Origin of the sequence: Anaplasma platys (assembly GCF_012790675.1) — a bacterium.
GTDB classification, from domain to species: domain Bacteria; phylum Pseudomonadota; class Alphaproteobacteria; order Rickettsiales; family Anaplasmataceae; genus Anaplasma; species Anaplasma platys.
Genome location: NZ_CP046391.1, coordinates 559,440 through 565,146 on the forward strand (window position 1 = coordinate 559,440; position 5,707 = coordinate 565,146).

The 5,707-nt window shown below is 44.0% G+C and carries 6 protein-coding genes, 2 tRNA genes and 1 other RNA gene; 1 reads left to right on the forward strand and 8 read right to left on the reverse strand.

Annotated features, from left to right (window positions below; translation table 11 throughout):
* From ANPL_RS04865 to ANPL_RS02345, 8 genes are all read right to left on the reverse strand, one after another.
* The coding region (locus ANPL_RS04865) for a toprim domain-containing protein (protein WP_169193622.1) at positions 1-132 on the reverse strand (132 nt) is incomplete at its 3' end.
* A gap of 378 nt (positions 133-510) precedes the next feature.
* Positions 511-978: a ClpXP protease specificity-enhancing factor SspB gene (locus ANPL_RS02315; RefSeq protein WP_169193180.1), complete on the reverse strand. Its 468-nt coding sequence runs from the start codon at positions 976-978 to the stop codon at positions 511-513.
* Between the two features lie 169 nt (positions 979-1,147).
* Positions 1,148-1,479: a transfer-messenger RNA gene (ssrA, locus tag ANPL_RS02320) on the reverse strand.
* A gap of 24 nt (positions 1,480-1,503) precedes the next feature.
* Positions 1,504-1,575 (reverse strand) — tRNA-Asn (locus tag ANPL_RS02325).
* Positions 1,576-1,909: 334 nt separating this feature from the next.
* Positions 1,910-2,281: a holo-[acyl-carrier-protein] synthase gene (locus tag ANPL_RS02330; RefSeq protein ID WP_169193181.1), complete on the reverse strand. Its 372-nt coding sequence runs from the start codon at positions 2,279-2,281 to the stop codon at positions 1,910-1,912.
* Complete coding sequence (gene proS / locus ANPL_RS02335; protein ID WP_169193182.1) at positions 2,278-3,552, reverse strand: proline--tRNA ligase; 1,275 nt, start codon at positions 3,550-3,552, stop codon at positions 2,278-2,280. The genes ANPL_RS02330 and proS overlap by 4 nt, the downstream gene beginning before the upstream one ends.
* Positions 3,553-3,826: 274 nt before the next feature.
* The gene (locus ANPL_RS02340) at positions 3,827-4,696 is read right to left on the reverse strand and encodes a glutamine amidotransferase-related protein (RefSeq protein ID WP_236822883.1); all 870 of its coding nucleotides are present in this window, start codon (positions 4,694-4,696) and stop codon (positions 3,827-3,829) included.
* A 184-nt stretch (positions 4,697-4,880) separates the two neighbouring features.
* Positions 4,881-4,952 (reverse strand) — tRNA-Phe (locus ANPL_RS02345).
* A 157-nt stretch (positions 4,953-5,109) separates the two neighbouring features.
* Between ANPL_RS02345 and coaD the strand changes: the two genes are divergently transcribed.
* The gene (gene coaD / locus ANPL_RS02350) at positions 5,110-5,643 is read left to right on the forward strand and encodes a pantetheine-phosphate adenylyltransferase (RefSeq protein ID WP_169193184.1); all 534 of its coding nucleotides are present in this window, start codon (positions 5,110-5,112) and stop codon (positions 5,641-5,643) included.
* Positions 5,644-5,707 lie beyond the last annotated feature (64 nt).

Consider the following 5,707-nt stretch of genomic DNA (forward strand, 5'->3'; position numbering starts at 1 on the left):
GACAACATGCCAGGCTATGGCTTCTCCCTCGCGATCCGGGTCTGTTGCTAGGTAGGCAGAAAGGGTGCTAAATGCCTTATGTAGAGAAGTGTTTCCTACCCCGTTGTGCTCCAGCAGGGTTTTTAGGTTTATCTACAAATTTTGATATAACTACTACCGCAGAAATTCTCACCACATTGGGATAGCGCGACTTTGGTAGTGCAGTTACCAATCATGTTTTGTCGGGTATTTTGAGTTAACCGTGAAGTGATAATTCGTGGTCAAAGAGCGTGGTTTTGTGTGGTTTTCTCTTCTTTCTAAAAGTGCCTATGGCAAGTTCATTCGCAACAAACGACGACTTTTGTTTACGAGTAAAAGTGCGTCTGTCCTTTTAGGTCGAAGAAAGTTCTGTGCCTGTGCATATATTTAATAAGTTGTAGTTCCTTTTCTAGGTGTCGCCAAACACAGTTTAGTTTGCGCAAGCCCTCTTCCGCTTACAGCACCGTTTTTTCTGTTTTTTATAAGGTATCTTTAGTTTTTACGAAACTTATCAATGAATATGATGTTGTCTTCTTTTTTTTGTTCTGCTTCACTATCGCTAGCATCATCGTTGTCAGAATCCACATCCATCTCGAGCTCTATGTCCCCATATTGTTCCAAATCAAGTGAAAAGTTCGATAGCATGTCGACGTACTTTACTATTGCCCTAAACGGAATTGTTAAACACTCCTCCTTGCCGCGAAAGCTCAGTACTACACTAAATCCGCTATCGCTGACGCTAAGCTCTCTAAACTGATACTGTAGCACAACCGTCATGCTTTCAGGATACTGCTCCTTCAAGTAGGCGGGCAAAACTACGCCATGACAGCTGGTTAAAAACGAAATTGCCACATGTACGTCCCTGGACGGAGTCAGTTTTGAAAAGCAACACATAGCCTCTCTTATAACTCCGCACATTGCTGTGTATACTAGCTTGCGATAATCTACTAGATCACTCATATAACCTCTACCTTTGTGTATACCAGGCAGCTGACGACATAAAACACAATAAAGCCCGCCCATGCCAAAGCAGAGTACCACCATTACACAGGAAATCAAGGGGCATTCACGAAACTTACCACTACACTACATATAGGTAAGCTATTGCTAATATGAACCGGGATACAGACGTGGGGGCTTTTCTGTTGCCCGGTAAGCCCCCGAACCGCGCTAAAGACACATTAAGCTGCAGCTGCTAAAGCGTTAGCGTCAAAGTTGTCATTAGCGGCAACGAGATTATCGTTTGCACTTATAAAAATGACCCACTTATACGGCTGGAATTCCCACCGAGCAACGGCTAACTTCTTTACTGCGCCTGTCTAACCTGTTTCATCCCCGCAACATACAGTGGAGATGCCGAGCACTGCCCTCGGGTCCAAAACGCCTATTCTAAGCAACCTTTATTGCCATAGTGAAGACCACGGCCGGATTATATTTTACTAATGGTGGAAAGTCAAGCTGCGCAGTTACCAGCGTCTGAAAGAGCTCCCTGGGTCGGATTCGAACCAACGACCTGCTGGTTAACAGCCAGTTGCTCTACCGCTGAGCTACCAGGGAACAATGGGAAAGGCATATACACAAACATGCCACAACAAAAGAGCGGAAAACGCGATCACCCTTCCGGCGCAAGTCACTATCTATATACAATGTATCTGTGACTTTTTCTACAAGATTAGGCAAATTTTTGCCGATGTTTTTATTTCAAGTGAGAACTCCCATGTTTGCAGCCGTGAACGCAGCGAGTTTATGTTATTCATTGTGAAAAATATCTGGTTTCCCGTCAATGCGCCACCAATCTGTGCCACTAGTTATATGAACTTGGTGCTCTAGCAAAAAACAATTTCCGATCCCTGCTTAGCGTATTCCGGTAGAAATATCCGGATCTCATGGTCTATTTGGAATAAATGGTTACAAATGCAATTGCATAATCGCCATCATCGCTCATTGAGAGAGCAACAGAATGTTCCTGACTTTTGTGTCCAAGTATGGAGATGGAAGGCTTGCCGTATTTATCATTTGAAACGGAAATGTATCTACTCTCGATTTCCCCCCCAAATCCAGTCCCTATTGCCTTTACGTACGCTTCTTTTGCAGCAAACCTCTTGGCAAAATGCCGCACCCGGGCCCCTTCATTGGTGTATCGAAGGGAATCTTGAATCTCCCCGTCAGAAAACACTTTGGCGAGAAACCTTTTACCGTGTTTGTTCAATATGGCACGTATTCTTTCTATGAGTACTAAATCTACGCCTATACCTAATATCATCTTCTAAGAGTCAATATCACATTTTCAACAGACATTACTTCAGCAGTGCCTGCGGTTCTATTTTTTAACTCAAGCACGCCATCATTTACAAAAGAATTTCCCACCACTACCTGCCAGGGCAAACCTATGAGATCCATCCTGGATAACTTAACTCCTGGACTATCCCCCTTGTCATCATATAAGGAATCATCCCCAAAAATGCTATGAAGATACTCGGCAACTTCAGTGCACTTGTCGTTTTTGGGGAACAAATTAACTATGCCGACATTGTAAGGAGTAAGCTCAGTTGGCCATTTTATACCTGCATTATCATGAAACACCTCTATGACGGCTGCAACTAGTCTGGAAAGCCCTATCCCATAGCATCCCATGTGCGCGTATCGGGTATCGACTCCATCAGAGCAGTGAAACTTTACCTCCATAGGCTTGGAATAGCGGTCTCCAAGGTAAAAAACGTGACCAACCTCGATTCCTTTGGAGATTTTTAAATTGCTTTTGCAGTTCTTGTCGTCATGTGCCTCATCAGCAGCCGCATATACCTTGTTCAAGGCCTCAATATTGTTGGCCTCTGTGTTTTTTGCCAAATCAAGCGCCCTTTCTTCATAGTATACAGTGCTTTCTCCTGTGGGAGCCAACACGTGAAATTCATGGCTCATATTTCCGCCAATAGCGCCGGCATCAGCGCTAACAGCTATGGCAGTAAGATTCATTCTGCTGAAAACCCTTCCATATGCCTTAAGCACGGCGTTATAAGTCTGCATAGCTCCATCGTAATCTACATCAAAGCTATAACCGTCCATCATCAAAAACTCTCTAGCTCTTAATACCCCGTTTTTAGGGCGCAACTCATCACGAAACTTCCACTGGATTTGATACAGGTTTATAGGAAGGTCTCGGTAACTTTTGAGTGAGGCTCTAACCAAATCGGTAACAACCTCTTCGTGTGTTGGACCATAAACCATTTCACGATTGTTTCTATCCTTGACCCTAAGCATTTCTGCTCCGTATGAGTCGTACCTATTTGATTCCTTCCACAAGCTGGCAGGTTGCATAGCTGGCATTAGCACTTCACCAAAACCTACAGCCTCCATTTCTTCTCTTACTATTCCCTCTATTTTTCTTAGGACCCGCAGCCCCAAAGGCAACCAAGTATATATTCCAGAAGCAACTTGTGCCACCAACCCAGCGCGCAAGGAATACTTGTGTGATATAGCAACTACATCGGAGGAAACGTCTCTAACAGCGGGGAGATAGAACGCAGATAAACGCATAAAAGCATGCACGTTTTGAACAGACCGCAGTCTAGTTTACAATATCCCCACAGTCAAGGCAAAAACGATGGGGATAGCATGGCAGACTGCGCAATCACATTGGTCCGTTTTAATATGTTACATACTGTAAAACTGGGCGTTCAGAGCATGTAGGCTGGGGGGGGGGGGAGCTCTATAGTATATTTGTTCTACGGCAGCGAGAGCTACTAGTGCTAAAGTGAGTGAGTAGCTTCTAGCGGCGTTACCGCTCCTGTTCTGAGTATTCAAGTAATAATTAGTTGTATAAGAAGTCTTCTATTATGGAAATAGCAGAAAGAGCAGCTTGGTAACGCGGGTCTGAGCCAGAGCTCTTTTGATGTTCAGGAACTGGCAAGAAGTTGCCTTTTAGAAAGTTTACGGCAAGCGCTTCTGGGTGACCTTGGAATAATATGTTTCCGTATTGGTCTTCGATAGCCTCCACGATACCGTCGTCTGAGAATCCTACGACTTTGTACCCTAACGACTCAAGCCTACTGAGATTTTTTTGGTCATTACTCACTACTCCTCCATGAGCGTCAGGGAGGAATAGAGAATACCATCCGTTATCGTCTGGCTTCACATGACGGGAAACTATTTTTGCCAGATTGCTTCCGGGTACGATTCTAAGCCTATGTAGTACTACATCCTTTTCATGGGGATCTGGCATAGATACATTGTGGGCATCAGCAGATATCTTTGACCCCACTACATTATGTACACGAACCACTTTTATGCCCATAGCATGCATTAAGCCCTGAAGTCCTCCACAAACCCCCATTATTCTTATGCTTGGGTTTTCTCTCACGATAGATGAGATAGCTTCTGTCACCAATTGACGATTAGGGATAGGGGCAAAAGGCTCTGTATCGACATTATAGAAGTTTCCTGGGATAAAAATCCTTGTTATGTTGTTCTCCTCAATGAACGATGAAACCACCTCTTTCACTTTTTTTCGCACCGTATCTCGCAACTTTTCTACATTTTTCCCAGCATCAACAAGTGCTTCTTTGTTTATGGCATCAAAATCCAATATTGTGTTGTAGTCTATGCGTACAACATGCGCTCCCAAGCCTGTGAGAAGTTCATATATATTGTGGGAAAAAGCTAATTCCTCGGGGTAGTGCATTTTTTGGGTTTGAAGAAAACCTACAACTATTTGTTGTTTTTTTGACTGTATTAGAGCGCTTTCGGAAGGAATTGGCGCTAAATAGAAACACAGAAAGGCGAATATTAGGGATAGAAATCTTCCACGAAATGAAGACATGAAACTTTAGCTCCGCTTACCGCAAACACTTAGTAGAAGGGAAACGTGGCTTGGGGCGGGATTGAACCACCGACACGAGGATTTTCAGTCCTCTGCTCTACCACTGAGCTACCAAGCCATGTAAATCCAGCGCAAAAGGCGCAACAGGCTTGTTCGTAGGCCTGTGACCTCCATTATATGTCCCGGCAACTCGCATTCAAGGATAAACTTCAAAAATAAATGAAACAATTTTTTATAACTGGATATAATGGGCCAAAGCACATTTCATTGCCACCATGCATAAAAGATTGGGGATATATCCCGGGACTTTTGATCCAATAACTTTCGGCCACATCGACGTTATCAAGCGTGCATGCAATTTGGTAGACGAGCTGGTTATTGCTGTTGCCAAGGGAGTACAGAAAGCGACAATTTTTTCTGCTGATATCAGGGCAGAAATGATAGAACACGAACTACCGCTGATAGAAGGCGCGTGTCCGGTAAGTGTGGAGGTCTTTGATGGGCTGCTAACTTGCTTTGCTAAGAGAAAGAAGGCGCTGATGATTGTTAGGGGTCTTAGGGCAGTCTCAGATTTTGATTATGAGTTTCAGATGAGCTGGATAAATTACAAACTGACCCCGGGGGTTGATACGGTTTTTCTTCCGGCGTCAGAAGATACCCAATTTATTTCTTCTAGCTTTGTGAAGGAGGTAGCAAGGCTTGGCGGTGATGTAAGCATGTTTGTGCCGCGTAATGTCAATGAACAATTGAAGAATTTCTACAGGAGTGGTGTGCAGCCAGGGGCATATAGAATAGGTGATTCATGCTGAAAGTGCGGAATATCAGCCATTAGGCAATGCGGGGATTTTTGCACAGTACGCTGGGTTGCTTGCT

Coding starts and splice junctions, on each gene's coding strand:
- ANPL_RS02315 (WP_169193180.1), bottom strand. CDS start 978: ATGAGTGATCTAGTAGATTATCGCAAGCTAGTATACACAGCAATGTGC.
- ANPL_RS02340 (WP_236822883.1), bottom strand. CDS start 4,696: ATGCACTACCCCGAGGAATTAGCTTTTTCCCACAATATATATGAACTT.
- coaD (WP_169193184.1), top strand. CDS start 5,110: ATGCATAAAAGATTGGGGATATATCCCGGGACTTTTGATCCAATAACT.
- ANPL_RS02330 (WP_169193181.1), bottom strand. CDS start 2,281: ATGATATTAGGTATAGGCGTAGATTTAGTACTCATAGAAAGAATACGT.
- proS (WP_169193182.1), bottom strand. CDS start 3,552: ATGCGTTTATCTGCGTTCTATCTCCCCGCTGTTAGAGACGTTTCCTCC.